This window comes from Sutcliffiella deserti (assembly GCF_020037475.1).
Classification (GTDB): domain Bacteria; phylum Bacillota; class Bacilli; order Bacillales; family Bacillaceae_I; genus Sutcliffiella_A; species Sutcliffiella_A deserti.
Genome location: NZ_JAIQDB010000003.1, coordinates 46,417 through 69,403 on the forward strand (window position 1 = coordinate 46,417; position 22,987 = coordinate 69,403).

Consider the following 22,987-nt stretch of genomic DNA (forward strand, 5'->3'; position numbering starts at 1 on the left):
CACTGATTGAATACTGTTATTTTAGTAGGCGGCGGCCATGCCCATATACAATGCTTAAAACAGCTTCAGAAAGAATCACTCCCGAGCGCGAGGTTTATCTTAGTGTCCTCCAATAACTATCAATACTACTCCGGGATGTTCTCAGGCTTCACCGAAGGGATTTATGAAGAAAAGGACATCATGATCGACTTAACCGAGCTTTCCCGTAAGGCAGGTGTACAGTTTCTTGAAGCGACTGTAACAAAGATGGACCCTGAAAACAAAACGATTTTCTGTGATAATGGTGAAGTATTAACATACAATATTATTTCCTTTGATATTGGTTCCAGAACGAACCTTGTATCTTTACCATCAAGTGAGGTTAGAACGGTAAAGCCAAACTATACCTTCCCTGATACGATAAAAGAACTTAGGGATTCTCCTTCTCCCTTGATTATAGGAGGAGGCGCTGCAGGTGTAGAAATCAGCTTGTCCATTCTTGCGCGAAAAAAACGAATCGGTCAGTCAGGACAGGTGACATTGATTAGTTCCTCCCGCCTTCTTCCACATGCTCCCAAAGGGGTATCTACTAGTCTTGAAAAGTTATGCAAAAGTAAGGGACTTCACTTCTATTTGAACGAAAAGATTGAAACTATCGAAGAACAGCTAATCCAAACGAGCAATCGAATCCTCAAGCATTCCGGCGTTTTACTGCTAACGGGACCAGCATCCTTTTCACTTTTCCAAGAAGGTGGCTTGAGCTGCACAGAGGACGGTTACCTTCTTGTCCGCTCTACGCTTCAAAGTGAGAGCCATCCGGAAATTTTCGGGGCTGGGGACTGTGTGACACTTTCCTCCTATACAGAGCTTGCAAAGAATGGTGTTTATGCGGTGCGTCAGGGACCTGTGCTGTGGGAAAACATTAAGCGTACCCTCTTAAATAGAAAGCTGACTACCTTTGAGCCGCAAAAAAGATTTCTTTCCATTCTCTCCACAGGCGGAAAAGAAGCGATGCTCCTGTACGACAAGTTTTATTATCAAGGAAAGCTTCCTTGGAAGCTCAAAAATAAGATTGATAGTGATTTTATGAAAAAATATACATGACAGCAGCGATCTTCCCCCTGCTGTCATTTAATTTTTATAACATCCTCTGCCTTCTTTATACCTATTAGAAGTTCTTCTCCTTCTTGATAGACGTCCTCTCCCAAAATGGTTAACTGCTTTTGATTATCTTTGAGTTTAATATCATAAAAGATTTTTCCATGCTTCATTCTTTTATGTACAACGTTTGCACCCCATGAACGAGCATAGCTTTCTTGCTTGTGAAGGATAAAGAGTTTTTCGGTATGTACAAACGTTACCGGATCGAGCATGAATCCGTCGGAATAGAATTCTGCCACAAAAGTGCTTTTTGGGTGATAGTAGATATCGGACGGATCCCCAATCTGCTGGAGCTTTCCTTCTCCAAAGACTGCCACCCTGTCTCCTATAATCATTGCCTCTTCAATATCATGGGTGACGAAAATTGCGGTTGTGTTCTGCTCTTGAAGCAGCTTCTTGACCCAGTCTCTTGTTTCCTGCCGAAGCGCATTATCCAGACTGCTGAAAGGTTCATCAAGTAAAAGCAGGCTTGGATTGGTTACTAGAGCACGGGAAAGTGCCACGCGTTGCTGCTGTCCTCCTGACAATTCATAAGGCATGTACGCCCCATAATCGGAAAGACTGACCTTTTCTAGAAAATCCCTTGCTTTTGCGGTTTTCTCCTTTTTACTACCCTGTTGGAACTTAAGGCCATACAAGACATTATCTAGTACCGTCATATGCGGAAAAAGAAACGGCTGTTGAAATATCATGACAACCGGTCTTTTGTTGGCAGGTATTGCGGTCATTTCCTTTTCTTCAATGTAAAAGGTGCCGCCAGTTATTTCCTCGAATCCCGCCAGACATTTGAGAAAGGTCGACTTTCCGGTACCTGAAGGACCGACAATACTGACGATCTCTCCCTTTGCCATTGTAAAGCTGACAGATTCAAAAACGTACGAAGACTTGTTAAAAGCTTTTTTCATTTCCTGAATGACAATCATGTAAAATCACTTCCTGAGCGAACGGTTTTTATAGGGATTTATTAAATAAAGCATACTTTCAAACAATATAACCACCATTATTGGAAGAAGCGCAAACAAGAGCGAAAAGCTTGCGATCACCGAAGTATCGACACTGCTCAGATATGGAAAATACAGCAGAGCCAATGTTAGAACATTTCCTCCTCCAATGATGGCGGTGAGGGCAAATTGACTAAGTGAAATAACAAAAATGAGAAACACCGCACTGCGAAAGCTGTTGATCATCTGCGGCAGGTACACCGAATAGAATGCGTATGCCTTGTTTCCACCTAGTGTTACCACTTGATTCTCCAAGTCACCGCCAAGCCGTTCAAAACCGGCGCGGAAGATCTTGATGGAATAGGGAACCGTCGGAATGAGGTGGATCAGAATCACACCAAGAATCGTGTCGCTTAATCCGATGCGAATCATCGCAATATGAATCCCCATAACGACAGCGAGACTCGGAATGAGAATCGGGAGAATTAATATCGTTTCAAGCCATGCTTTGCCTTTAAAGGAATGAAAGGCCAGCTTTCTTGCTGCAGGCAAGGCGATGACAAAGTTCAGTAATATAACAAAGATTCCGATAACAAAACTTGTAAGTACCGCTCGAATTAATTGCGGCTCTCCCAGAAGAACCGACCAGCCTCTCAGGCTTAAACCGGGAGGCAACACCTCTCCCCATCGCCAGTTATAGGCAAAGCTATTGATGAGAAGTAACAAGACTGGTGTGAGAAAGAATAGTGCCCAAAGGTATTGCCAAGATCTTTTCATAAAATCATCCATTTTCTAATTATTTCCCCTCATCATCTGATACCGCTTTTTATTTAACATTGAAGAGGCGGCTGCCGTGATGAGCAAAATGAGGACTGTTATACAAATCATAAAAGCGAAAGACAATGGTCGTCTGCTCCAATCTCCTTGGAAGAACCATTCATATGCTACGACCGATACCATTTGAGGATAGGTCGTTCCAAGCAGATAAGGAAGTTCAAAAGCAGCGATCACAAAGGCAAAAACAATAATTCCTGCCTCTACAAGCACCGGATAAACCCATGGCCACTCGACCGTCTTGAACACGTTCCACTCTCTTCCTCCAAGAGTCCTTACCACCTGAGGCAGCTGACTAGGCATATTCAGATAAACCGGTAGCAATAGCAAAACGACAAAAGGAACCTCTTTTACTATATACGTAAGGATGATGCCAATACCTTGTTCATCTTGAATGATCAGTGGAAAAGAGGACGAGGTCTCAATAACTCCCAACTGATAGAGAATCGATGAGATCCAGCCTGTTTGTGAGAATAAGAGAATCATCATGTATCCCCAGACAAAGTGTGGAAAAAGCATTGGCAGCCAAAGGAGGCTCCGCGACCTTCTACTTAATACCCTATGATAAATAAGCTTTGTCACAGCCAAGCCGATTACAAGGGAACATAGGGTGGATACCCCTGCAATAAATAAACTGTAGGTCAACGAATCTCGGAAGCGCTCCTCTTCAAACAACGCTGCATAATGCTCCCACGTCCAGCCTGTGCTGCACGCTACGCTTTCACAAAAGGAAAGAAAGAGGGCATAAAGGACGATAACGCTGATAAGGAAGAGTGCAGGCAAAAATGCCAAAAAATGCTTAGTCTGTCTTGACCACTTCATCAATCCAATGCTCCTTTAGCCAATTCACATACTTTGCATCCACTTCCGGAAGGTTCTTAGCGGCAAGAGCTTCAGGCGACAGGACAGATGCTCCGCGGTTTATCGCCTCAAGCTTAGCACGATCTTCTTCTGATAGTTTTGCAGGATCCAGTGCAATATTTTCTCCCCAGTAGGTGGACTCATATTTTGTTAGCTGGGCTTTTGGGGAAAGGAAGAAGTTTATCGCCGCCATCGCCCCTTCTTTGCTCGGACTGTTGAAAGGCACCGCAAGAAAATGCGTGTTGCCAATCGATCCGGAGTCCATAATGAAGGATTTCGTACTCTTAGGAAAGTTTCCGTTATTAATCAGACTCTCGGCACGAGCTTCGTTATACCCGAACGTCATCCAAACTTCCCCCTGATTATACAGGCGGTCGAGCTCCGTCAGGTCGGAAGGATAGGTTCTTCCTTCTCTCCAGAGGAAAGGCTTGATATCTCTTAGGTAATTCCAGAGATTCTCCTCTCCTTGTTCCAGCAAGTCTTCACTGTACCCTTCTTCTAGTAAACTGTCCGCACTTGCCACTTTTTCATATAAAAGATGCCTTAAAAATGCATTTCCTGTAAAATCAGCTGCTTCCGGATACGTGAACTTCCCTGGATTCTCCCTGACCCAGTCTTTTAACTCGTCAAAGCTATTAGGTGGATCTGCTACTTTTTCTTCATCATAAAAATAGACAAACTGCACCTTGCCCCATGGCGCCTCGAGTCCTTCCACTTCTGTGCCGAAGTCATATTGAATATCAAGACTTTCGGTATCAACAAACTCCTGCACATTCGGCAGTTTTTCTGTAAAAGGACCGAACAGCAGCTCATTGTCCTTGGCATTCTTGAAGTTCTCGCCATTAATCCAGATAACATCAATGGTTCCCTTCTCTTTTCCAGCCTTCTTTTCATTAAACAGTTTTTGCAGGATCTCGTTCGTATCCATCGGAACCCGTTCAAGCGTAATATCATGCTCTTCCATTAAGCGCGGTGAGGCATATTCATCAATATAACGGTTGATTCCGTCATCTCCTCCCCACATATACATACGGACAGTCGTTCCTTTTGCGGAGTTTTCAATTTCACTCCAGTCCTGCTGCAGCAGTTCCTCTGCACTTTGGCCGTTTTCGGACTGGCAGGCTGCTAGCATAAATACGGTTATAATTATAAGGATAAGCTTCTTTACCACAGATGGTTATTCCCCTTTCTATATGTATCTCATACCCTTATCATACTATTAATACGTGCGAGGTAAGAACTTTAATGTTCTGCTGGAGGTGGTATAAACTGAAGCGTTATTATTTAGTGGTTTCCACAGTAGATTTTTGAAAAATTCCTGGATTTTAGTAGCTTATATAGCATTTGTATATAGTAGGTATTTGATTGCTACCTCATCCCATTTACAAATGGTAAGATAGTAATCACCACGATTAAGGAGGAAACCGTCATCCGCCAGATAGAATTCAAATACGAAGTTACAAGACATGCCTTATCCACGCTGGTTGATCATTTTAAACCTTGGCGTTATGGAAGAATTCTCTTTTATATAGGAGCTTTCCTATTCAGCATCTATTCCTTCTTCGACCTGCTTCAGATGTACGGGGAGATAGATACCGGATTGTTTGTCATGTCCGCTATTATGTCATTTATTGTTCCTTTCTTTGTTGCATTCCTTCTAATAAAGATGGTCACTTTTCTTGCTGGGATTATTTTATTAAAGAAACCAATCTTTGATGAGGAGATGGTTATTCAATACCAAGAAGGAGAGGACTTTTTCCTTGCAGGTAAAGAACCTTCGAGATTCAACTTTTCCAACAACAGTAAAATGATAGAAACGAAGGACTACTACATTCTGTTCAGGGGGAATCTTATGCAGGACGGGATTGCGATTCCCAAGTTCTCTTCGCTTGATGAGGGGTATGAGGAAAGGGTCGGATTTCTGATCAGAAGAATACAAAGCGTAAAATGAGTAAGAAGTCTTTCGAAGAGGTCCCCAAAAAAGCCGCTTTCCCGAATGGGAGGCGGCTTCGAAACAAACAAAAAGGTATTTGATATTATACTTGCGAAGGCACAACAGTTTTTGCAAAATAACCGAAATTATATAGAGCTATAACTTTCATTTTTTTTATTTATCATCATTGTCTTTCTTCCATTTATACGGTACTTTCTACCGATTATAAAACTTTTCGTTTGTTCCAGTCATCCGCTAGCATCCCGTACACCGCGTGATCTACATAATGGTCATACAGCCACTCTGCCTGACGGATCTTTCCTTCCATTGTAAAGCCAAGCCGCTCCGGGATACCTCTGCTCTTCAAGTTCTCTTCCGCCGCACGGATATCAACCCGGTTCATTCGTAGTTCGCTGATGGCATAGTCTGTCAGTGCTTCCGCCACCCTTGTCATGATGCCATTCCCTTGATAATCCTTATCCAACCAATAGCCAATGTATACCACTTTATTCGTCCAATCTATGGTGTTGTAGCCTGCTGTTCCGACAATTCCCCCTTTGTAGAGGATCATTGTAGACATCGCTTTATTTTCCGCGTAGCTTTGTCTTGTCCCCTTAATAAAATCCCTAGTGTCCTCTACCGTTTTCGTGGAGTCCAGCCATGGGAGCCACTCACGCAGATAATCCCGGGAGTTGTCGGTCAGCTCGAATAGCCGCTCCGCATCTTTTTCCTCTGTTAGTTTCAAAGATAGTTGCTCGTCAATTTTATGTATGAACATAGTTGTACTCCCCCTATTTTTATTATATTATCGGCTCAAATGTTCGTGTATCAACTTCCATTTTCCCTCTTCCTTTACAAAAACATTCGTTGCCCTACCGCTGCCGGAAATGAACTCCCCATTCATGTATCCTTCATAATGAAAAGTGTAGAGACATGTGGCAGTAAGCTCATCCACAGCAATCCACTGCACATCTTTTGCAGTGTAAACTTCCTCTTTAATTGTGTCCCATGCATGTTCAAAGAAAGCACGAATTTCCTCGCGGTTTGTACAGGTTTTATTAGTAAACCAGTACACAACATTCTCGTGTAGCATTTTTTCCACATTGTCGAAATTGTGGGTGTTCGTAGCTTTTATGTACTCTTCTAGCGCTTTATGGTAATCCATTCTCATTCTCCTTTACGGTCGCGTTTCCTTCAGCAGCCTAAATGTACTTGTATGCGAGGTTAACTTCCCCCTTTTGTAGAAAAAAAAAACACTTCTACATCTTTCGACTTTCTTCCCTTTTACTCCTTTTAAAATTGTAAAACCGTACGAAAATGTGAAAAAGAAAGGCAACATCACAGGGGTACTGGATAAATAAATGTATGACATTCTAAGGTTAATTTGTAATTTTGCAACCGCAGCGGCTCTTTCTGCACAGGGATTGAGGACTTTTAGCGCCAGGAGTGAGGATTTTGTCAAATTATCCTGCACTTAGAAATTATATAATCCAAGTTTCTATTTTATCGACCAATTTCATAGATTTATAATCTACTTTTTCATTTTATAATCCATTTGAAGCAATATAAACGCCATTCGACACAGACCGACACATTATGCACTATTAGAAGACAGGAGACAGGTCCCTCGCCCCACGGGGACGAGGGAGCTGTCCCCAAAACCCATATGCATGAATTCCCCACATCCCCGCATATGAATATATGGACAAGTCTTTCCAATAGGGGTAAAAATGTGGAATATTTATGGACAATCTTTCATTTTATAGTGCTTGGTATAAGCTTGGCCGCGCCAATCGGGCCTATTAATCTTGAGATAATCAAACGAGGTATTAGTTCAGGATTTTATGCAGCTTGGCTCGTTGGGTTAGGCGGGATGAGTGCAGATATTTTATTTTTACTGATTATCATGATGGGAATGGCGCCCTATCTTCAAATTGAATCAGTTCAGATATTCATGTATGGATTAGGCAGCCTGATGTTATTTTATCTTGGTATACAAACCATTCTTAGCTCGATAAAAAGCAAAAGAATATTAGACCTTGGAAAACCTATTCAGAAAAGTTCATTCTTCGTCGGGTTTGGAATAGCGGCATTTAACCCGATCAATTTTGTGTTTTGGTTTGGTATTTTCGGATCTTCTTTCCAGTCTCTCTTAACAAAAGGATGGTTAATCACGTTGGTGGGTGTCATCTCGCTAATACTAGGCATCTTTTTGTGGAATTTAAACGTTGCTTTCACCGTTCATTTTGCAAGAGCATTTATAAAGGAAAGAGTCCTGAAAGTCGTGAATATAGGGGCAGGTATATTTTTAATTGCATCTGCCTTCCCCTTAATAAAAAGACTATTAATCCTCGTTTAGTAGCGTAGTTATTGGTTATTGGGGACAAGCATGCCCCCAGTAACCGGCTACTCACCAACTGGTATCTCAATCTTTTTATTGTACTTTTTCATAAAATGCATCCCTTCTATCAAGAGGTAGTCAGGATCTATTTTCGTATCAAATACAATAGTCCTCACCTTCCATTCCCTTCCGTCTGCTTGCTTATCATGCGTCTGGTTTTGGGTTGTAAGAATCTCCACCTTATTATTTTCATCTCCTATATAAACACCATCGAGCATAACATCCTCCTCTGTTGCGATGGTGATTTCCACTCCTTGGGAAGTGTTCGAGACATCCTTTATCCACAACGCTTTTCCACCAAGCTCAATCGGTGTCTCTTCAATGGAAGAAAGGGAAATCTCATCATTAAGCTTTTGATAGCCAACAAATTCCTTCACTACAAGTTCCAATGACGTTAAACTTTCCGGCAAGGCATCAAAGTTTATTTCAAACTTTTGGCCACTAAATGAAGACCCACTTCCTCCACCTCTTAATTCTACCGGACTGCCATTTGCTACAAGCTCAATCCCGCCGAGGGCAAAATCCACTCTATCAAAATTATCCACCTTTAACGAACCATCAATCACTGTCAACGTTGGAGTCGCTTTAATAGAATCAAAAGTGATTGACCCTTTGTCAACATCGACTGTTTTCTTTATCGACTGTTTGAATTGCGTTTGCAAGGCCAGGTTTGGATTATAAGGAAAAGTAAGTTCTTCCGCTTTGAGATGACCATTGCTTTGGGTTTGGGTAAAATGAACCGTTAATTTTTTCGAGAATGCACTAACGTTTTCAAAATGCATCGTCCCTTTTACCTCGGTACCTTCCTCATTGATGATAGCCGTTCCTCCTTGGACCATTGAATTTGTCAAAAACCCAGTTATTTTTGTAGGAGAAAAATGTGAGTTTGACAAATCCCCAAGGCCATCAGGATTATTTAAGGTATAGTAGAGTATCAGCTGATTGTCATCTGTCATCATGCCATCTATAACCAGTTCGGTTCCACCTTCCAACCTCATTTTTTCATCAACAAGCTGTCCCATCCCAGCCTCATTCAAATTCTTCAGAGTGCCTGACATCACTTCATCAAATCCAAGCAGCTTTTTTCCATAATAGGCTAACCCATTGTAATGGTATCCTACAATCAGCAGGGAAAATAACATAACCGCTGCAAACTTCCAGATTGCCTTATTATGTTTTGGCTTTCTTGGAACCGCAGTATCTAATGCACCTCTTAATCTTGCTTCTAACTCTACTGGTGCTATGGTGAGATTCATTCGCTCCTTCTCTTTAGCCAATCGCTTTTCCACATCATTCATCTTTCTCACCTCCACAGAATTCTCTAAGTTTTTTTAACCCTTGGAATACCCTTGACTTGACTGTACCTACCGAGACCTTCGTGATTTGTGCGATGGTTTGGTAGTCAAAGTCGTGAAAATACTTTAGTTGGATTGCTTCTCTTTGATGTTCATTTAGCTGCAAGAGCACCTGTTGGATATCTATTTGGCGTTCACTGTCTATGTAATCATCACGGGCAATTGTCTGAGGGGAACGAGTTTTATAATCAGTTTCCATGTTGTCTAACAGCACAATCTTCTTTCTCTTCCGGAGTTGGTCTTTACAGCTGTTAACCAAAATTGTTTTACTCCAGCTGTAGAAGGCCTCTTCTTTTTTAAGCTGATCTATTTTTTCATACAAAATAACAATCATATCCTCCATCGCATCCATGGCATCGTGCGAATCTCCCAAATAAGTGAGAGCAAGCCGATAATAATCATCTTGCTTTGCCATAATTAGTTGTAGCAAAGCCTCTTTACTTCCTTTTTTCGCCTTTTTCACCAACCGCACTACATTCATAACTTCACCTCTCTCCCCTATAAGAGTAATTATCATGAAAAAAAGTTCATTTTGTAATGAAAGATTTTAAGTGTTTATTATAGAAAAAAAAACCACCCTCTAAAGGTGGCTTGTACTTCTAATTATGGCATGATACTTAGGATATTTGTACATCAACGTATGAAAATGGTAGGCAGAAAATGTTTATGAGGGTGGCTGGGACAAGGGACCTGTCCCCAAAACCCACTATTCCTTTATTTCATAAACTAAGATATCAAACAGTTGATCATTTGTATAAAGCAGGAAGGCCCATTCCCCAGGTTTGGGAATTGTAACTGATGATGGTATATGGGCATCTGCGACATTATTTTCTCCAGCAAGTCCAATGGTCCAACCATTTATTAAAATAGGATGTACGCTTTTTGTATTCCGGTGGTATCCGACTATCGTTAATTCCTCCGCTTCTGTTCCCCAAAGATGCCACATCCACTTTTGTTGGGTGAGACTTGGCATTTCCATCCCGATTACGCCGGATTTGTTTTCATTTCCTACTATGTTTCTACCAAACGGTATTGCTTTTCTTTTCCAATCAATTTGCTCAAAATCCCTCTTTTCCACAAAATCCGGAATACTTTCCGGCAAACTTATATTCATTTCCTTTACGGATAAAACTACATCACCATAAAATTCTCCGTCCAAAAATACTTCATATTTCCATATGCCACTAAAAGGCACTTCGTACGTCGCGGTATATCTTTCTAAGCTTGGGTATCCTGAGGATGCTTCTGTAATCTTTTCGGGAGAGACCACCGTAACCCGCTCCTTGGTTTCCTTATGCACGGCATAGATTGCTAGTTCTTTTCTTTCAAAGACTTCAAAGGGTTCTGAGAAACTAAAGATATATCCATAATGTTTCCCTGCGGTAATTCCTGGTTCAGGAAGAATTCGAAATAGCACCTTCCCTTCTTTCCTGTATTCATTGCGAATCGCCCAATCCTCATTTACTTGATTTGCCCCACCATGATTGTGTGGCGTGATTTCAACTTCGCTTGAAAGGAACAAAGCAAGCAAGGTGATCACAACACCCGTCATCACAAAAGCAAGAAAACCTTTCGCTCTGCTTGGCTTATGCTCTTTTTCTGTAAGGATCGCTTTTCTTATATTGTTTTTCTGTAGTTCTGTAAAATGCTTCCCCTTATGAGTGGTTGAATTCATCACTTTGCGTAAATTCCTGAGCTTACTCTCCATCTTTTTCACACCTTTCCATCAAGTGCTTCAACTTGGCTCTCGCTCGATGCAGCCTCGTTTTAATTGTATTTCTATTCAACCCAAGAATCCTGCTAATTTCTTCAACAGGTAGTTCCTCATAATAATGAAGAGTAATTACCTCTCGATACTTAAGCGGAAGGGCAAGAACACATAACGAAAGCTGCTCCTCCTCACTCCGCTTAATATAATCCATTTCTGGTGACGGTTCTTTCGCTTGAAAAAGACGAAACAACTTCGGGTTGATTATCACTTTCTTTATTGTGGAGCTTTTTAGTACATCCTTTGATTTATTAATTGTCACTCTATAGATCCACGACTTAAAAGAAGTGATCGATGCTAAGCTGTCATACTGCCTGTAACAGATAATAAAAACCTCCTGCACAACATCTTCCGCCAACTTCCAATCTTTTAAATAGGTATAAGCCATCTTCGTAAGCTTCTCCCCAAAAACATCCATGATGTTCTCAAACCACACATGCTTATCCATCGAGTCTATTTTTCCGCAATTATTCTCGTTCAACTTGCTCTCACCCCACTTTTCTCTATTGCTAAGACGATTGACGAGGAATCTGGTTTCATTTTTTTAAAAAATCCTCTCTTGAATTATGAGGTCTTGTGGGAGGTCCCAAGAATGAACTGTCCCCCCTTCTTCATTTGGTGGTATTATGTAATAGTCATTAAAGGATAATAGCACGTATTTTTTCCACATTAGCTGGAGGTATAACTTTGAATCTCATAAAGCAATTAAAGAAATTAACCAAAATCGAGCTCTTTTTATATATAATCTTAATCACTTCTTTTGTTATCTCGATAATTTTTGTAAATAACAATTATTCATATTACGAGCAGCCGATAGCTGAGGTTGTGAAGACAGAGTTAATAGAGAGCACTGAAATGATTGATCATCATGGGAATGAGGACATTTTATTCACACAGAGAATCACTGCCGTATTAAAAAATAGCGAGGATAAAGGGGAGCATATTCTTTTACCTAATGAATATTCCTTATCAAAAGCCTACGACAACGAATACCAGGTTGGTCAAAAAATATTTATTTCGGTTGATAAAGTTGAAACGGAAAATGGTGAGTTAACAGGCTATATAATAGACTTTAAACGGGATACCTATGTATTACTGGTCGCCTGGGTATTTATTCTCAGCTTAATTATCATCGGAAGAAAGCAGGGGCTTTTTTCTATCTTAAGTTTGGCAATCAATGCTGTTCTACTTTCATACGCCTTAGATCTATACATAAGTCATTCGAAAATAAGCCCAATCCTGCTTGGCGTTGTTAGTGTTTTTTTATTTACTGGAATTTCTCTGTTACTCGTTAACGGCTTTAATGAAAAAACATATTCCGCTATTATAGCAACCTTAATTGGAACGTTCAGTTCTCTTTTCATCGCGTACTTTGTTATTTATCTAACTGGCGGGAATGGGTTGGGCCAATTCTTATCGCGCCCCTCCCAGATGGTGTTTATGGCAGGATTATTTATCGGTTCGCTAGGAGCAGTTATGGACATCGCAATCACCATGTCTTCCTCTCTTTTCACCCTCTATGAAAAAAATAACCTTATAACAGTAAAGGCACTGCGAGCTTCAGGCATGGAAATTGGAAAAGATATTATGGGTACAATGACAAATATATTGTTTTTCGTTTATATAAGTGGTTCGATCCCAATGCTTCTATTGTATTTGAAAAATGACTCTCTACTAGGGTTTACACTGTCCATGAACCTTTCCTTAGAACTGGCGAGAGCTCTGGCTGGTGGGATAGGTATTGTGCTAACTATTCCTATTGGAATTTATACAACTATATTTTTCATTAATAGAAAGAGGGCAAAATTATGAATGCATTGGTGCTACTATCAATCATACTATTTTTCTTGATGACTTTTATTGGAGGGTTAAAAGGGATAAAGTCATTTCTTGCTATATTCTTTAATTTTGGCGTACTGATTGTCATCCTTTTCATTATGAACGATCCTAATGTTAATCTGATTATTTTAACATTAGCTGCCTGTATAATAATTGCTTGTATTAATCTGTTTTTTATAAATGACATCAATATCAAAACAAAAACAGCTTTTCTCTCTACGATAATCACCACTGTTATTCTGCTGGTTTTTATTTTACTAGTGACGGAAAAAGCAATGATTCAAGGATTTGGTGAAGAAGAAATTCGCGAACTTAATGGCTTTTCCCTTTATATTGGAATCGATTTTGTTAAACTCGGCGTATCTGTCATTATTATGAGTACCATAGCTGCTATTATCGATGCAGCCATTGCAATTTCCTCACCGATGCGCGAAATCCATTACCATAATCCAACAATTTCCAGAACAGATCTGTTCCGATCAGGATTAAGCATTGGCAGAGATATCATAGGGACAAGTACCAACACACTATTCTTTGCCTTCTTTGGCGGGTACTTAGCAATGTTCATCTGGTTCAAAGATACATCCTATACTCTTGGGGGAATAGTTAATTCAAAGATATTTAGTGCAGAAATGATTACATTACTTAGCGCTGGCATTGGAGTGATTATCGTTATTCCAATTACTTCGTGGATTACCGCTTTGGTGTTAGTGGGAAAAGAGAAATGATGGGGCTCTCACAGCTCCCATTTTTTTTTGGAAAAAACAACATAGTTCTGCTTTTATAAAACTACCATTCAACTATCACATTATTTTCACTATCTAATATTTGGTAGTAAAGATTATGAGTCATCTCCAAAATAGCATATGGCACTTTCTCATATACGGAGTTTGCCTCTGATATTTCAACGTCTGATGTATAGATAACATTTCCTTGTTCATCCTCTAAGGTATAACTAACTGATTCAGCATTAGGGTAATCATAAAAATATCCCCATATGGCCCCAATGGAACGATCCCCAACCGATGAAACTTTTATAATTTCATATTCACTTGATAGATCTACACTTTGACCATGTTCACCGGTACCAGCATTATATTTGTATCCTGAATTTTCTTTAGTGAAAGTATTTAAGCATAACAATGGCTCTCCTGTATAATCTTCTGTCATGAAAAGGACAACTTCATCAACATCATCCTGATACAAGATCTCAACTTTTTGGTCGTGATTTTTTTCTATTGCTTCCTGAAGAGTTGGTGAGGAACAGCCAACAAGAGTAAAAATCAAAATAGATAACCAGATTAGTCCCTTCAACAATAAATCCCCCCTAACTTGATGTACACGTTCAAGCCTAGCTTGTGATTTCATTCTTCTACCACTTCGGACACGATGGAATGTACGACACAGGGTCCAGCGCATAAAAGCTGGACCCTATCTTTACATTGTTGTTTCACTATTATCGTAGTTTAGCTGCCAATGAATTCCGAATTTATCGGTTACTTGGCCATAGAGCTTGCTCCAGAAGGTTTCCTGCAGTTCCATATCGATCTTGCCACCTTCTTTTAGTTGCTCATACCAGGATTTTAATTCATCTTTATTTTTGCTGACCAAAGCAAGTGTTATATTATTGCCGATAACAAATTCCTGTCCCGAAAAAGTGTCAGAAAACATAACGTTGCTTCCATCAATATTGAGGCGGGTGTGCATCACGAGTTCCTTTGCTTCTTCAGGAAGTGGATACTCCGAGCTTTGTGGGCTTTCCCCGAAAGTCATAATTTGTGGTGTTTCTGTTTGAAATACCTCTGCATAAAACTCGACAGCTTCTCGACAGTTTCCATTAAAAGTAAGGTATGCACCTACAGACATTCTCATCACCCCTATAAATTTTTATTCTCAAACCTATTTTATCAGAAAATTCAAATACGCATACTATGAATAAATTATTTCTCTCAAAATAATAGACAAAATAGTTTACCTACCTTAAGTAATCCACACAATCCCTTTTACTAGAGTTCCATACAATAGTAGAAAGAAAGCAAGGAGGTGAGTAAAATGAAAACTTATTATTACAAAAATGAACAAGAATCTACTTTTCACCACAAAAATAAAAAGGGAAAGGACACTGAAAATATCACGATTAACGTGAATTGCGGAAAGGACAAGAGAGATCGCAGAACACCTGCTTTCCGTGCATTAAAGGAAACAAACCAACCACTTGAAGCAGGTCAATCTAGCAAAATTACGTTTGAGGATGAGCAATATGATATAGGAAACATCTACAATGCCGGCAATTCTACCCTCGTACCACGCGAGAGTGGAATTTACTATGTAGCAGGCAGCTTCACCTTCACCCCTAACATGAATGTTCCCTATCGTACAAGAGCAGACATTGTGGTGAATGGAATTAGCGTTCAAGTCGACAATGATTATTGGGACGAACTTAGCTTCCTAAACGTCGTCAATGTCTCTGCTGTTCTGGAACTGCAAGCTGGTGACCTGGTCGAAATCTTCGGTCAAAGTTCAACAGACGGAACAATCCTTAGTGACGTCGAAGAACCAGGTTTAGCATTCAGCTCAAACTTTGAGGCATTTAAAGTATCGTAGGAATACAAAAGCGGGTTTTAGGGACAGGTCCCTCGACCCGCTTAATATAGGTATGCTATTATTTCTCCCATTGCTAAACTAAGGTCCAAAAAATAGTACCCCACATACATAAACAAAAAGAAACTAAAAGTCATAATCAAGTTTAATACTGCCAAGAGATAATGCTTCCCTAACAGTCCAAAAACAAGACCAACCGGTCCAATAATAAAGGTCAGCAACCAAAACGGACTGGCAACCTCGAGCAACACATTCGGTAACCAAAGCAGGACACAAATGACAAAACAGATTAGGGACAATATTTTTAGTGCATTCTTACTCATACTTACGCCCACTTTCCTCTAGAAGAGCATTGAGACGGTCCACTCCACCTTCACCTAATATAGATGAACAATCCCTACTTTTATTTTATCAATAAGAGACATAAACAGAACATTATAGTTAAGTTAAATCTCCGTTCTAGAAAGAGATCAGTGGAAAGTTTGGTTGGATACTGGGTCGATGTACCCTTGACCCTTCTATCGCATTAAAATCCGTTTTACGCAACAGAAAAAATGATCAAACCACGATTGTGATTTGATCATAAATTTCTTTTTACTTTACGTGAATGACAATCTTCCCACGTGCATGATGTGTTTCACTTAATGCATGTGCTTCTTTTAAAGATTGTTCACTAAAGTCAAATGTTTTACCGATGACAGGTTTCACCTTACCCTCTACATAAAGATCAGCTAATTTCTGTAGCTGTTCTCCATTTGGCTCTAGCCAAACGAATCCAGCTTCGGCGTTAAAGTTTGCAGCTTCTTCTTCATTCGGTGGTTGGACAATAGAGACAAGCTTTCCATTTTCTTTTAGCACTTTATAGCTTTTAGACTGAATGTCTCCACCCATAGAGTCCAACACCAGATCGAATCCATTTAGCACTTCGCTGAAATCATTTTCCTTATAATTAATAACTTCATCTGCACCAAGCGATGTTAAGAATTCAATATTGTTCTCGCTAGCCGTTGTTGCAACATACGCACCAAAACTTTTCGCGATCTGGATGGAAAATATTCCAACCCCACCTGCTCCAGCATGAATTAACACCTTCTCGCCTTCTTGAATATTTCCAAAGTCAACAAGACATTGCCAGGCCGTTAACCCAGCTAGGGGAATAGATGCTGCTTCTTCAAAACTCATTTCTTCTGGCATTTTTGCTAGTAAATTAGCGTCTACAGAAAGGTATTCTGCATATGTTCCTCGATTTGTAGTTGCTGGACGAGCAAATACACGGTCCCCAACTTTGAAATTTGTTATATTGCTTCCAACTTCTACAATGACTCCTGCTGCATCCCATCCCAAAATAATTGGAAATTCAAATGGAAGCATTTCTTTTAAATAGCCAGCTCGCACCTTCCAGTCAATTGGGTTAATAGAAGTTGCATACACTTCCACTAAAACTTGGTTCTCCGAGATGCTTGGTCGTTCAATATCTTTCTCTACCAAAACATTTTTATCTCCATACTCTTCGATCACAATTGCTTTCATTTTTTGTTTCCTCCTCGTTTTTCAAAACACCAAGATAAACTATGTATTCTTGGCTATAAGCACCACCTGGATAAGTACCCTCTGTAATGATGAAACTAAACCCACCTTGGGCAAATTTTGAAATACACTAGATGTCCTTTCAATTCCTTTCTACTTGGAAATATCTTATGTATTTTCTACATATACTTCAAAATAAATTCACCTTCTCATCCAGCGAGAGAAATACATTTGTATAATTAAAACGGTTGAGTGTTAGCAATATTCCCGACTACATAAGCATACTAGCCCATATCATCCAGGTTTATGAAAATCACTCTATTGGTAAACAATACAAAAGACTTATTGAAAGGAGGTAAACAAATGGCCTATCTTTTTTTGTTAATCGGATTCGCTCTTTTAATTAAAGGTGCTGATTATTTTGTGAATGGAGCCTCGAATATTGCACAAACTTTAAGAGTTTCACCAATGCTAATCGGTTTGACCATCGTAGCATTTGGTACGAGCGCACCGGAAGCATCGGTCAGTTTTATCGCTGCCTTTGAAGGAAACAGCGCTGTCGCGATTGGAAATGTTGTTGGTAGTAACATCTTTAATGCAACCTTCATTTTGGGAGTTACAGCAATTGTTTATCCACTAACCGTTCAGAGCGATACAATAAGAAAAGAAATACCATTTGCTTTGTTAGCAGCTGTTGCTTTGCTTTTTCTGATTAGTGATATTCAGCTTCAATATGCAGATATTAATCTGATTACGAGAACAGAAGGTATCCTTTTGCTGCTTTTCTTTGTTGTTTTCCTTTACTATGTATTTGAGATGGCAAGGAATAATCGTGATCAAATTCAAATAGACGAGACTCCTGCTAATCCGGTGAAAACATCATGGGTAAAAAACAGTCTATTTACAGTTGGAGGCCTTGCTGGAATTGTGTTTGGAGGTCACATTGTAGTTACAAACAGTATCAAAATTGCGCTCTCGCTTGGGATGAGTGAAACTCTCGTTGGATTGACTATAGTGGCTGTAGGTACATCTCTTCCTGAATTGGTCACTTCTGTCACCGCAGCACTTAAGAAACAGACGGAGATCGCTATTGGTAATATTGTTGGTAGTAACATATTCAATATCTTTTTCATTTTAGGAGCTTCAGCCACCATCCATCCATTAGCGGTTGATCCAAAAATATTTTTAGATATGTGGCTTATGATTTTTGTGACAATTTTATTACTTGTCCTATCAAGAACCCAGCACAGAATTTCAAAGATAGAAGGGATAATTTTAGCCATTATCTACATCATTTACGTAACTTTTATTATTTTCCGAAACTAAATATATTAAAAGTACAATCAAATTTTTGCCCGATATACCTAGAAAAGCTAGTTCTTAGCCTTTTTAATAACGAAAACAGACAGAACCAATAGATTCTGTCTGTTTTTTAATAGTACAAATCATTTAATTAAAATAACAATTGACAGAATGTTAAATCTAACATATTATTATCCTAACAGTTGAATATTATCTCCTAAGGGGAGTAGCTTTTACATTAAAGTCGTCATTTCGGAACAATAGTTCTCGGCTTTAGTGGCAACCTATGTTGTTAGCAAGACCTTACCATATATACGGTAAAGGTCTATTTATGTTTTGTAAACCTTTACCACCACTGGTAAAGGTTTTTTTTGTGTAATAAGAGATAACCTTTATCAATAATAGAGATAACAGTCTGTTGTTTGAAAATAATTAACATATAAAAGGAGAGCGACAAAAGATGCGAAAAACAAAGGTTAATTTTATTGAGTTATTAAAGAAAAACAAAGAAGAACTTTTAAAAGATAAGGTTAGAATTGAAATGATTGAAAAACGTGTTGACGAAAAAATAATGAACTTCAAATAATTAATTGATCAAGACATCATAACGATTGTTTAAATAATAGATAGATATACTAATATGATAAAATTAACGATTTTCGAGTTATCATGGGGAAATTATCTAATATAACCCTATTTCCTGCTTAACAACATTATTGGTTAATATTTAAAGGGGATATTATAAAATGGAATTTTCAATTTTATTTGAATATGCATGGGTATTGCTTTTGTTAATAGCAATTGAAGGACTACTGGCAGCAGATAACGCACTCGTGCTTGCAATTATGGTTAAGCATCTTCCAGAAGAGCAGAGAAAAAGAGCCTTGTTCTATGGGCTTGCAGGTGCCTTTGTTTTCCGTTTCGCTTCACTGTTTGCGATCTCGTTCCTTGTTGATGTATGGCAGGTTCAAGCACTAGGTGCGCTTTACCTCTTATTCATCGCATTAAATCATATTTTCAGAAAGCTATTGATCAACAGAGAAAAGAAAATAGCAGGGCTTGTAAAAGAAAAGAAGAAATCCGGCTTCTGGATGACGGTATTTAAAGTCGAGTTAGCGGATATTGCCTTTGCAGTTGATTCGATTCTTGCAGCAGTTGCATTAGCTGTCACCTTACCAAATACAAACCTTCCGAATATTGGTGGCCTCGATGGTGGAAAATTCCTTGTCATTTTTGCTGGTGGATTAATGGGTCTAATCATCATGCGATTTGCAGCAAATCACTTTGTAACCTTACTTCATAAGAGACCTGGATTGGAAATCGCTGCATTTGCAATTGTAGGATGGGTTGGAGTGAAGCTAGCAGTCTTTACGTTATCTCACCCTGCGCTTGCCATTTTACCAGTTGGCTTTGCGAAAACACCTGAATGGAAAATTACATTCTATGTTGTCCTTGTCCTAATCGCAGTAGCAGGTTGGTTCCTATCAAAAGAGAAGGAAGAAGAAAACCCACGGGTAGAGAATGTTAGTTAATGTTATCATTTCTCCTAGAATCTTTTATCACAGCTATAAAATTGCCGGAGCAATACCTTAAAGGTGTTGCTCTTTTTTTATTTTCTTAAAATGAGCAACGAGTGTAACGAATGGAACCCGCCGCTTAAGTATAAGCAATAATCGATGCTAAACAACCTTAATAAAAAGTAAAATGGCTTTTTTATATAAGAGGTCTGCGGCGATTAATTGGGATGGATGTCTATTTTTTCCCCTTTTAGGTCAAAAATGCTCGTGATTATGAGGATTAAAGTTAATATATTCAAGATAGTGGACTTATTTTGGGTCAAAATTCGATAGCTGGGCAAATTTTTTAATCAATCTTATATGATTTGTGGTTTCATCTAACACTTATTTGTCTATCATCTAACACTTTTCGAAATTCATCTAACACCTTTCGAATTTCATCTAACACCTTTCCAAATCTATCTAACAAAACCTGAAATTCATCTACCTTTCAAAGTTGACCTAAAAACTCGCCTGGCAAAAACAAACTACACAAAAGCAACAATCAATACAAAAACAACCTAAATACCTAAATTAAACAAGAGTGATGTCATATTTGACATCACTCCCATATTCTCAATTATACTAAAACCCTTATTTTGGTAACCCTTTTATCATCTATTTCTTCAACTTGAAATACCATGCCATTATATTCAACAACTGGACGTTCATTTTCATTAGGAATGGACCCGAGCTCCCCTATTACAAAACCACTTAATGTATCAAATTCTTCAACAGGTAGCCTAGCTTTCAGAACTTCCTCGACTTCAAATAAATTAGTTGTACCCATAATAATAAAGGTATTGTCATCTATCCTTGTTATTTCTTCTTCTAACTCTAGTTCGTCATGTTCATCGCTTATACTTCCGACTATTTCCTCCATAATATCTTCTATCGTAACTAATCCATCTGTCCCCCCATATTCGTCGATTGCAATCGCCATGTGGGTGTTATTCTTCTGCATCTCTTTGAATAAAGCATCAAGTTTTTTTGACCCTAGAACGTATAATGGTTCTCTTGATAACTTTTGGAGATTAAAATTAGCCTCATCATTATTCTCCATGAATTGAATCAAATCCTTCACATGGAGGATACCGACAATCCGGTCCAAGCTATCTTCATAAACAGGAAATCGAGTGTATTTTTCAATATTAACGATACGAACAATTTGATCAAGACTTAAATTAGAAGGTAAGGCAATCACATTCGTACGATGAGTCATTATATCTGATACATCTTTGTTATCAAGCTCAAAAATGTTATTTATCATGATCTTTTCGTTTTCTTGAATCGTGCCTCTTTCTTTTCCTACATCTACCATCATCCTTATTTCTTCTTCCGTTACATTTTCATCTTGAGCATTAGGATCAACCCCAAAGAGTCTAACGATAGAATTGGTAGAAAAGGTTAAGAGTTTCACGAAAGGTGAAGAAACTTTTGATAAGATTGTAAGTGGTAAAACAGCAAAACGGGAAATAGCTTCCGCTTTTTGTAAGGCTAGTCTTTTAGGGACTAATTCACCAAATACAAGTGTAAAGTAAGCTAGAACCAAAGTGATAGCAATGACAGAAAATGCCTCAATCATTTTTGGTGAACCTGGGACTCCCATCAAGATAAGCCAGTCGGTTAAACTCCCAGCAAAGCTCTCAGCTGCAAAGGCACTGGCTAAAAACCCAGCAAGAGTAATCCCAATTTGAATGGTTGCTAAGAAACGACTTGGCTCTGATAGAAGTTGCTGAAGTAAGATTGCCTTTTTATCTCCTCTTTCAGCCATTATTCTTACTTTGTTATCATTTAGAGAGATTAGTGCAATTTCTGATGCAGCAAAAAATGCATTTAAAACAATCAGAATCAAAAGAATAGGTATTTCTATACCCAAAATTAAACAACCTCCATAGGCGATAAATATAGTAGTCTGAATTTTATTCAGGTTGAGAATATTATAATATAAAGGGTTTGAACTATTCAATACGAACAGATGCCAATATAAGACCATTATGTGTCACTTTTAGTCATCAATCCAAACCGATTTTCCCTTGTATTATTGGGTTTTTATTCAAAAACTATCCATAAGGATTGAACTGGTAACTTTCTTCCTTGTGGTGGTTAGTGCTATTTTGTATAGAAAAGTCCCTATGAATTACCTACCGTGAAATAAAAAAGAGCGGGTTTCCGCTCTTTCACACACACCTATTATTCCTCTTTTGATCTAAAGCCGTATACTTTTCACCTTGTTTTCTTGGTAGGTATTAAGCACCTCTTCATCTTAACAGGGAACCAATTGCCTTTTGACTCGCATCATCGATCATAATTCCTTGAAGCAGACTATGTAAATCAACAGATTCACGACTCCCTAGTACATCTCCCTCAACATATGCTTCGCCCGAAACAACCTAGTTTTTATCGTTGGAAGTTTTATATTCAAATCTTGTTCGATTTCTTTCAGTGTTCGTTCCTTAATATAGTAGAGCGTAATGACTTTTTCATATTTAAGTGGTAGCTGTTTTATCTTGCTTCTGAGTTCTTCTTTGTCACAACTAGTTATAGCTTCGAATTCTGGCGTACGTAATTCCTTTTGGTTCAATAAGTCGATTTGTTCATGAAGTAATTCTCGTTGACGGGACCTTTTTCGTAAAAAATCGATACAGTGATTGATGGCAATTCTATGCATCCAGGTAGGAATAGAACATTCACCGTTAAACCGGTTACGAGTAAGGTAGCATTTTAAAAGAATCTCATGGGAAAGGTCTTCTGCTAAATAGTTATCTTTCACATAGGAAAGTACGAGGCCATAAATCTTTTCTTTGTATTCAAAATAGAGCTCATTTATTTTTTGTTCATTTAGATCCTGCTCAAATCTAGTTAGAAACATAGCGTTATTAGAACTCATTTTTCACTGGCCTCCTTTTCCTTGAAAGACGATTATCCT

General features: G+C 38.9%; 25 protein-coding genes. 9 read left to right on the forward strand and 16 right to left on the reverse strand.

Going from position 1 to position 22,987, the window contains the following annotated elements; translation table 11 throughout:
• Positions 1-6 precede the first annotated feature (6 nt).
• Complete coding sequence (locus tag K9B36_RS08610; RefSeq protein WP_223701639.1) at positions 7-1,083, forward strand: FAD-dependent oxidoreductase; 1,077 nt, start codon at positions 7-9, stop codon at positions 1,081-1,083.
• A 23-nt stretch (positions 1,084-1,106) separates the two neighbouring features.
• On the opposite strand, the gene K9B36_RS08615 is transcribed toward K9B36_RS08610, so the two are convergent.
• The 4 genes from K9B36_RS08615 to K9B36_RS08630 are packed head-to-tail and all read right to left on the reverse strand — an operon-like array spanning position 1,107 to position 4,947.
• On the reverse strand, positions 1,107-2,063 hold the full coding sequence (locus K9B36_RS08615; protein ID WP_223701640.1) for an ABC transporter ATP-binding protein: 957 nt from the start codon (positions 2,061-2,063) through the stop codon (positions 1,107-1,109).
• Between the two features lie 6 nt (positions 2,064-2,069).
• A complete protein-coding gene (locus K9B36_RS08620) occupies positions 2,070-2,870 on the reverse strand; it encodes an ABC transporter permease (RefSeq protein ID WP_223701641.1) in 801 nt (266 codons plus the stop codon).
• A gap of 3 nt (positions 2,871-2,873) precedes the next feature.
• The gene (locus K9B36_RS08625; protein WP_223701642.1) at positions 2,874-3,737 is read right to left on the reverse strand and encodes an ABC transporter permease; all 864 of its coding nucleotides are present in this window, start codon (positions 3,735-3,737) and stop codon (positions 2,874-2,876) included.
• Positions 3,715-4,947: an ABC transporter substrate-binding protein gene (locus K9B36_RS08630; protein WP_223701643.1), complete on the reverse strand. Its 1,233-nt coding sequence runs from the start codon at positions 4,945-4,947 to the stop codon at positions 3,715-3,717. Before K9B36_RS08630 ends, K9B36_RS08625 begins: the two co-directional genes overlap by 23 nt.
• Positions 4,948-5,376: 429 nt before the next feature.
• On the opposite strand from K9B36_RS08630, the gene K9B36_RS08635 reads away from it, so the two are divergent.
• Positions 5,377-5,727, forward strand: a complete 351-nt coding sequence (locus K9B36_RS08635; protein ID WP_223701644.1) for a hypothetical protein — start codon at positions 5,377-5,379, stop codon at positions 5,725-5,727.
• Between the two features lie 205 nt (positions 5,728-5,932).
• Here the strand turns inward: K9B36_RS08635 and K9B36_RS08640 are convergent, their stop codons facing one another.
• Entirely contained in the window at positions 5,933-6,487 is a 555-nt protein-coding gene (locus K9B36_RS08640) for a GNAT family N-acetyltransferase (protein ID WP_223701645.1), read from the reverse strand.
• Between the two features lie 27 nt (positions 6,488-6,514).
• A complete protein-coding gene (locus K9B36_RS08645; RefSeq protein WP_223701646.1) occupies positions 6,515-6,874 on the reverse strand; it encodes a YybH family protein in 360 nt (119 codons plus the stop codon).
• Positions 6,875-7,441: 567 nt separating this feature from the next.
• On the opposite strand from K9B36_RS08645, the gene K9B36_RS08650 reads away from it, so the two are divergent.
• Complete coding sequence (locus K9B36_RS08650) at positions 7,442-8,068, forward strand: LysE family translocator (RefSeq protein ID WP_223701647.1); 627 nt, start codon at positions 7,442-7,444, stop codon at positions 8,066-8,068.
• Between the two features lie 47 nt (positions 8,069-8,115).
• Here K9B36_RS08650 and K9B36_RS08655 read toward each other — a convergent pair whose 3' ends face one another.
• The 4 genes from K9B36_RS08655 to K9B36_RS08670 form a co-directional block, all read right to left on the reverse strand.
• The gene (locus K9B36_RS08655) at positions 8,116-9,408 is read right to left on the reverse strand and encodes a DUF4179 domain-containing protein (protein WP_223701648.1); all 1,293 of its coding nucleotides are present in this window, start codon (positions 9,406-9,408) and stop codon (positions 8,116-8,118) included.
• Complete coding sequence (locus K9B36_RS08660) at positions 9,401-9,946, reverse strand: RNA polymerase sigma factor (RefSeq protein WP_223701649.1); 546 nt, start codon at positions 9,944-9,946, stop codon at positions 9,401-9,403. The genes K9B36_RS08655 and K9B36_RS08660 overlap by 8 nt, the downstream gene beginning before the upstream one ends.
• A 225-nt stretch (positions 9,947-10,171) precedes the next feature.
• Positions 10,172-11,173: a hypothetical protein gene (locus K9B36_RS08665; protein ID WP_223701650.1), complete on the reverse strand. Its 1,002-nt coding sequence runs from the start codon at positions 11,171-11,173 to the stop codon at positions 10,172-10,174.
• Positions 11,163-11,714: a sigma-70 family RNA polymerase sigma factor gene (locus tag K9B36_RS08670; protein ID WP_223701651.1), complete on the reverse strand. Its 552-nt coding sequence runs from the start codon at positions 11,712-11,714 to the stop codon at positions 11,163-11,165. Before K9B36_RS08670 ends, K9B36_RS08665 begins: the two co-directional genes overlap by 11 nt.
• A gap of 206 nt (positions 11,715-11,920) precedes the next feature.
• Between K9B36_RS08670 and K9B36_RS08675 the strand changes: the two genes are divergently transcribed.
• On the forward strand, positions 11,921-13,045 hold the full coding sequence (locus tag K9B36_RS08675; protein ID WP_223701652.1) for a YibE/F family protein: 1,125 nt from the start codon (positions 11,921-11,923) through the stop codon (positions 13,043-13,045).
• The gene (locus tag K9B36_RS08680; protein ID WP_223701653.1) at positions 13,042-13,800 is read left to right on the forward strand and encodes a YibE/F family protein; all 759 of its coding nucleotides are present in this window, start codon (positions 13,042-13,044) and stop codon (positions 13,798-13,800) included. The genes K9B36_RS08675 and K9B36_RS08680 overlap by 4 nt, the downstream gene beginning before the upstream one ends.
• A gap of 61 nt (positions 13,801-13,861) precedes the next feature.
• Here the strand turns inward: K9B36_RS08680 and K9B36_RS08685 are convergent, their stop codons facing one another.
• A complete protein-coding gene (locus K9B36_RS08685; RefSeq protein ID WP_223701654.1) occupies positions 13,862-14,440 on the reverse strand; it encodes a hypothetical protein in 579 nt (192 codons plus the stop codon).
• 69 nt (positions 14,441-14,509) lie between these two features.
• Positions 14,510-14,938 (reverse strand): VOC family protein, encoded by a 429-nt coding sequence (locus tag K9B36_RS08690; protein ID WP_223701655.1) that lies wholly within the window; start codon positions 14,936-14,938, stop codon positions 14,510-14,512.
• Positions 14,939-15,124: 186 nt separating this feature from the next.
• Here K9B36_RS08690 and K9B36_RS08695 point away from each other — a divergent pair, with 186 nt between their 5' ends.
• Positions 15,125-15,676: a complement C1q domain-containing protein gene (locus K9B36_RS08695; RefSeq protein WP_223701656.1), complete on the forward strand. Its 552-nt coding sequence runs from the start codon at positions 15,125-15,127 to the stop codon at positions 15,674-15,676.
• A 41-nt stretch (positions 15,677-15,717) separates the two neighbouring features.
• Here K9B36_RS08695 and K9B36_RS08700 read toward each other — a convergent pair whose 3' ends face one another.
• Both K9B36_RS08700 and K9B36_RS08705 read right to left on the reverse strand, forming a co-directional pair.
• Positions 15,718-15,996 (reverse strand): hypothetical protein, encoded by a 279-nt coding sequence (locus K9B36_RS08700; protein ID WP_223701657.1) that lies wholly within the window; start codon positions 15,994-15,996, stop codon positions 15,718-15,720.
• 271 nt (positions 15,997-16,267) lie between these two features.
• A complete protein-coding gene (locus K9B36_RS08705) occupies positions 16,268-17,203 on the reverse strand; it encodes an NADP-dependent oxidoreductase (RefSeq protein ID WP_223701658.1) in 936 nt (311 codons plus the stop codon).
• Between the two features lie 360 nt (positions 17,204-17,563).
• On the opposite strand from K9B36_RS08705, the gene K9B36_RS08710 reads away from it, so the two are divergent.
• From K9B36_RS08710 to K9B36_RS08720, 3 genes are all read left to right on the forward strand, one after another.
• A complete protein-coding gene (locus K9B36_RS08710; protein ID WP_223701659.1) occupies positions 17,564-18,526 on the forward strand; it encodes a calcium/sodium antiporter in 963 nt (320 codons plus the stop codon).
• A gap of 436 nt (positions 18,527-18,962) precedes the next feature.
• Positions 18,963-19,088: an FbpB family small basic protein gene (locus K9B36_RS08715; protein ID WP_223701660.1), complete on the forward strand. Its 126-nt coding sequence runs from the start codon at positions 18,963-18,965 to the stop codon at positions 19,086-19,088.
• A gap of 160 nt (positions 19,089-19,248) precedes the next feature.
• Positions 19,249-20,034 (forward strand): TerC family protein, encoded by a 786-nt coding sequence (locus tag K9B36_RS08720; RefSeq protein WP_223701661.1) that lies wholly within the window; start codon positions 19,249-19,251, stop codon positions 20,032-20,034.
• A 604-nt stretch (positions 20,035-20,638) separates the two neighbouring features.
• Here the strand turns inward: K9B36_RS08720 and K9B36_RS08725 are convergent.
• The gene (locus K9B36_RS08725; protein WP_223701662.1) at positions 20,639-21,937 is read right to left on the reverse strand and encodes a hemolysin family protein; all 1,299 of its coding nucleotides are present in this window, start codon (positions 21,935-21,937) and stop codon (positions 20,639-20,641) included.
• A 474-nt stretch (positions 21,938-22,411) separates the two neighbouring features.
• On the reverse strand, positions 22,412-22,948 hold the full coding sequence (locus K9B36_RS08730) for a sigma-70 family RNA polymerase sigma factor (RefSeq protein WP_223701663.1): 537 nt from the start codon (positions 22,946-22,948) through the stop codon (positions 22,412-22,414).
• Positions 22,949-22,987: the final 39 nt, after the last annotated feature.

Coding starts and splice junctions, on each gene's coding strand:
- K9B36_RS08615 (WP_223701640.1), bottom strand. CDS start 2,063: ATGATTGTCATTCAGGAAATGAAAAAAGCTTTTAACAAGTCTTCGTAC.
- K9B36_RS08620 (WP_223701641.1), bottom strand. CDS start 2,870: ATGGATGATTTTATGAAAAGATCTTGGCAATACCTTTGGGCACTATTC.
- K9B36_RS08625 (WP_223701642.1), bottom strand. CDS start 3,737: ATGAAGTGGTCAAGACAGACTAAGCATTTTTTGGCATTTTTGCCTGCA.
- K9B36_RS08640 (WP_223701645.1), bottom strand. CDS start 6,487: ATGTTCATACATAAAATTGACGAGCAACTATCTTTGAAACTAACAGAG.
- K9B36_RS08645 (WP_223701646.1), bottom strand. CDS start 6,874: ATGGATTACCATAAAGCGCTAGAAGAGTACATAAAAGCTACGAACACC.
- K9B36_RS08655 (WP_223701648.1), bottom strand. CDS start 9,408: ATGAATGATGTGGAAAAGCGATTGGCTAAAGAGAAGGAGCGAATGAAT.
- K9B36_RS08660 (WP_223701649.1), bottom strand. CDS start 9,946: ATGAATGTAGTGCGGTTGGTGAAAAAGGCGAAAAAAGGAAGTAAAGAG.
- K9B36_RS08665 (WP_223701650.1), bottom strand. CDS start 11,173: ATGGAGAGTAAGCTCAGGAATTTACGCAAAGTGATGAATTCAACCACT.
- K9B36_RS08680 (WP_223701653.1), top strand. CDS start 13,042: ATGAATGCATTGGTGCTACTATCAATCATACTATTTTTCTTGATGACT.
- K9B36_RS08685 (WP_223701654.1), bottom strand. CDS start 14,440: ATGAAATCACAAGCTAGGCTTGAACGTGTACATCAAGTTAGGGGGGAT.
- K9B36_RS08690 (WP_223701655.1), bottom strand. CDS start 14,938: ATGTCTGTAGGTGCATACCTTACTTTTAATGGAAACTGTCGAGAAGCT.
- K9B36_RS08695 (WP_223701656.1), top strand. CDS start 15,125: ATGAAAACTTATTATTACAAAAATGAACAAGAATCTACTTTTCACCAC.
- K9B36_RS08700 (WP_223701657.1), bottom strand. CDS start 15,996: ATGAGTAAGAATGCACTAAAAATATTGTCCCTAATCTGTTTTGTCATT.
- K9B36_RS08705 (WP_223701658.1), bottom strand. CDS start 17,203: ATGAAAGCAATTGTGATCGAAGAGTATGGAGATAAAAATGTTTTGGTA.
- K9B36_RS08710 (WP_223701659.1), top strand. CDS start 17,564: ATGGCCTATCTTTTTTTGTTAATCGGATTCGCTCTTTTAATTAAAGGT.
- K9B36_RS08715 (WP_223701660.1), top strand. CDS start 18,963: ATGCGAAAAACAAAGGTTAATTTTATTGAGTTATTAAAGAAAAACAAA.
- K9B36_RS08720 (WP_223701661.1), top strand. CDS start 19,249: ATGGAATTTTCAATTTTATTTGAATATGCATGGGTATTGCTTTTGTTA.
- K9B36_RS08730 (WP_223701663.1), bottom strand. CDS start 22,948: ATGAGTTCTAATAACGCTATGTTTCTAACTAGATTTGAGCAGGATCTA.